We start from the raw sequence: 3434 nt of genomic DNA, 5'->3' as shown, positions 1-3434 counted from the left end.
CCTGAACGTAATAAGCATGAATCTACAATCTCTTTACCTGCCGATTCCGTATTTGAATATCTATATGCTGAAGAGAAAACAACCAAGCCTTATGCTATAAATTCAAAAACCTACAACACAATTAAATGTCGAGTAATCTCTGTAGGTAATAACGCAAACCCTAAACAAAAAAGTCTTCAAGGTAAAACGGTTTGGTTTGCTTCTGGCCTTAACTCTCCTTTTGATATTTTAGACAATCCTAAAGTTGTATCTAAAGAACCAATGAGTGAACCAAAGTGGATGTCTCATTCATTAGCTCAAATCAGAGATGGATCCGTTCAAGTTATCTCTACGACAAACGTTAACAACACCCCTATTCCTCCTGAGGCTATAATTTCAATTGAAGCGGGTGATGATATTGGTTATATGGGCTTACATGAATACAGTCAAGACACTCATGCGACAAAGCAAGAAGATAACCGAGTTCATATTGAAGTATTCTCAGTTAAGCAGCCCCCCGAGTTCTTTTTAAAGAGCCTTGGGCCAAAAAATGCGGAATCGAATGGTTTTACTCTTATTGATGGAAGTTCAAGCTCTGGGGCTTTAGATGATAGTAATTTGTTATTTAAAGAAATTGCAGAACAAATAACTCAAACAACACAAGATGGAACCAAGATCGATTTTTCATCATATACACCTAAAGAACTCAAAGTTTATTTGAATACAAAACAAGAAAAATTTGAGAAACTGATAGTCAAACATGCCAGTGAATGGCACGATAAATCAAATTCACATATGTTTAACAGCATTGTCGAAGCGGGACGAAAAATATTAGAGGATAAGCTCATTACTAGATTTATTAGTCGAGATGAATATGACAGTTCTGACTATAAGAAATTGGTATTAGAAGCCCATGATAAACTCGTTGACCATGAAAAAGAGCGAATCGATAAGTTTGCTTGGATGCAAGATGCCTCTGAGTTAAATATCCCAAAAGAAATATGGCATTTTTGGCCTTTAGCTATGAAAGACAAGTATAATGGAGCCTGTTTTTGTAACAAAGACCTTACAAAAGATTTTTTAATAAAAATATTGAATGGAAGAAATTCGGTTTTCGAACGATCTCTCTATCAGAGTATGAAACAAGTTACACTTGAAGAGTTTTTAACCGTACTAAATAAAATGTTCAAGAAATATAATATAAATGATTGCTTAAATAAAATTCATTTTTTATCACAATCTTTTGTTGAAAGTGATTTATTTAAAACAGCTGAAGAGTATTACTATAATGGAAAATATCCTAGCCAATGGAATAAATATCATGGCGGGGCATTTTATCATGGTAGGGGGTTAATCCAGATTACTCATAACGATAAATATGCTGATTATTTTAATGTTAACATATCTGAATTAACTAACGATATGGTTGAGAAAGTAGCTAGTAACCTTGAACTCGCAGTTGACTCTGCCGGTTGGTTTTGGTGCAATGGTAGTGCATGGGGCGATATTCGACCTTATGCTACAAAAAATGATTTTTATCGTGTTACAGTTTCAATAAACGGTGGGTATAATCATGTTAGAGAAAGAAAAGATAATTTAAATAAACTAGCTAAACTCATAAATTGTTCATTTATACCTAATGAATTTAAATTTGATAAATATTATTTAAAGGATAGTTCAATGATTCAAAAAAACTATTACAAAAACAATAAAACTTTAAATCTAAACGCGGAGAAAGAAGTCAATGCATAAATATTTATTTTTTATCTTTTATTTAGCTGCTACTTCGACATTTGCAGGTATTAATCTAACACAAAAGCAAATCAAAAATACCGAAGAAGGCCCCTACTGCAAGTACAACTTTTCAGTGAATAAGCACAATTATAAATTTTCTCATTTTGATCAATGTGGAGATTATAAAATAAAAAATATCGGTGAAGGGTATTACCTTTTAAATATATCTAGTTATAATCCTACTTACGAAGCTTACTTCCTTATGTACTTAACTGATGGTGAAATATATAAAAAAGCAATGATCGACATATCCTATGATAAATACTATTATGGTTTCAATATAATAGAAAACAAAGAAAACAAAGAAACAATCTTAAGAAAAAAAATAATTTCAAATAAAAATCAAGATATAAATTCAATTCTTTATTTTTTTGGATTAATTAATAAAAGTAACGTTACCCCTAATACAATAAAATCAAAAATATTTACGTGGAATAAAGAAAATAACATTTGTGATTCAACCATTATCTCATTAAATAATTATGATAATTCTACATCCGTAATTTGCAATAATATATACAGTTCCGAATATACATATTATTACATTAAAAATGATGTTATTGAAATTAACTTGCCAGGAGAATTTGATGGTCATTATTTCATTTTCAAAAATGGAAATTATAAATATATTATTAACGCAGAAAGTGGAAAGTTAACTGTTACAAAAAACGGTCTTATCATATTAGAAAAAACTCGTAAAGACTAGAATGAAATTATTTTTTATGTGTTAATTTAAAATGCCAGTGAATTCACTGGCATTTTCATATCAACAATAAAGCAATTACGCTACTTTTTTATTCAACCAATCACCTCTATACACAAAAGCAATGCTATTATCTAAAGTGACGGTTTTATCTATTGTCGCGGCACTTATTCCTGAAGTATTTATGCCATCAACGGTGACAATTACATCGGAATTATTCCATCCCGAAATATCTTCAGCAGTTGTACTCCAAGTTCCGTCACTTTCGACTTGCACTTTTTGGCTAAAGTTTTTAAGTGGTTGGTCAACAGATTGAACTTGAATATCAATATCATCGCCTTCTGAAAAACCAGTGCTTGTGCCTGTAATCATTAAATTACCGGAATCGCTATTACCAACAACATCATCTCCAGAAATAATATTTAGAACGATGACAGGAGTAACATTAACTTGCTCTGTATACTGGTCACCCAAATTACCTGATATATTTTCATAATCTGCAGAAACGATTAAGTCTTTATAGCTTTCAACACCTACATTTAAAGAGCTTATTGTCCCTACCCATTCATTTGTCGGTGCTGTTACTGATGAAAAGTCAATTGGTTGATCTAAAGTTCCACTTACATCAGAGACATTTTCATTAAATCGGATAGTTACTTGAACACTATCACCATTTGACGGTGTTACCGGATTTAACGTAACACTTGAAACCGTTGGTTTAGCTGTTGATAATTGAGCCGTCTCTGTCACCGCTTCAGCAGCAATACCGTGTTGATTTGAACCAGTGACTGTCGCTGTTACTTCACCATCAGGCCAACCTGTTAAATCTTGAACAGCCATACTCCAACTGCCATCACTTTGAACATTAGCTTCCACGGTTTCCGTTTGTGCATCCTTTGAATTACTTAGTACTAACGTCACTTTTTGACTGCCATCAAATCGAGAGGTGTTACCACTA

3 protein-coding genes are annotated in these 3434 nt (G+C 32.3%); 2 read left to right on the top strand and 1 reads right to left on the bottom strand.

Annotation, left to right across the window (positions count from 1 at the left end):
* Nucleotides 1–1731, top strand: a 1731-nt coding sequence (locus AACV33_RS00705) for a hypothetical protein (protein WP_182700655.1), incomplete at its 5' end; no start/stop codon positions are given.
* Nucleotides 1724–2479 (top strand): hypothetical protein, encoded by a 756-nt coding sequence (locus tag AACV33_RS00700; protein ID WP_182700654.1) that lies wholly within the window; start codon nucleotides 1724–1726, stop codon nucleotides 2477–2479. The genes AACV33_RS00705 and AACV33_RS00700, both read left to right, overlap by 8 nt.
* 75 nt (nucleotides 2480–2554) lie before the next feature.
* On the opposite strand, the gene AACV33_RS00695 is transcribed toward AACV33_RS00700, so the two are convergent.
* The coding region (locus AACV33_RS00695) for a hypothetical protein (RefSeq protein ID WP_182700653.1) at nucleotides 2555–3434 on the bottom strand (880 nt) is incomplete at its 5' end.

Origin of the sequence: Aliivibrio sp. SR45-2 (genome assembly GCF_963890165.1) — a bacterium.
Classification (GTDB): Bacteria; Pseudomonadota; Gammaproteobacteria; order Enterobacterales; family Vibrionaceae; genus Aliivibrio; species Aliivibrio salmonicida.
Note: the sequence above shows the minus strand (reverse complement) of the source record. Positions and strands in the feature narration are given on the sequence as shown.

Bases quoted from the DNA above. Each gene is read 5' to 3' on its own strand.
- AACV33_RS00700 (WP_182700654.1), top strand. From the start codon at position 1,724: ATGCATAAATATTTATTTTTTATCTTTTATTTAGCTGCTACTTCGACA.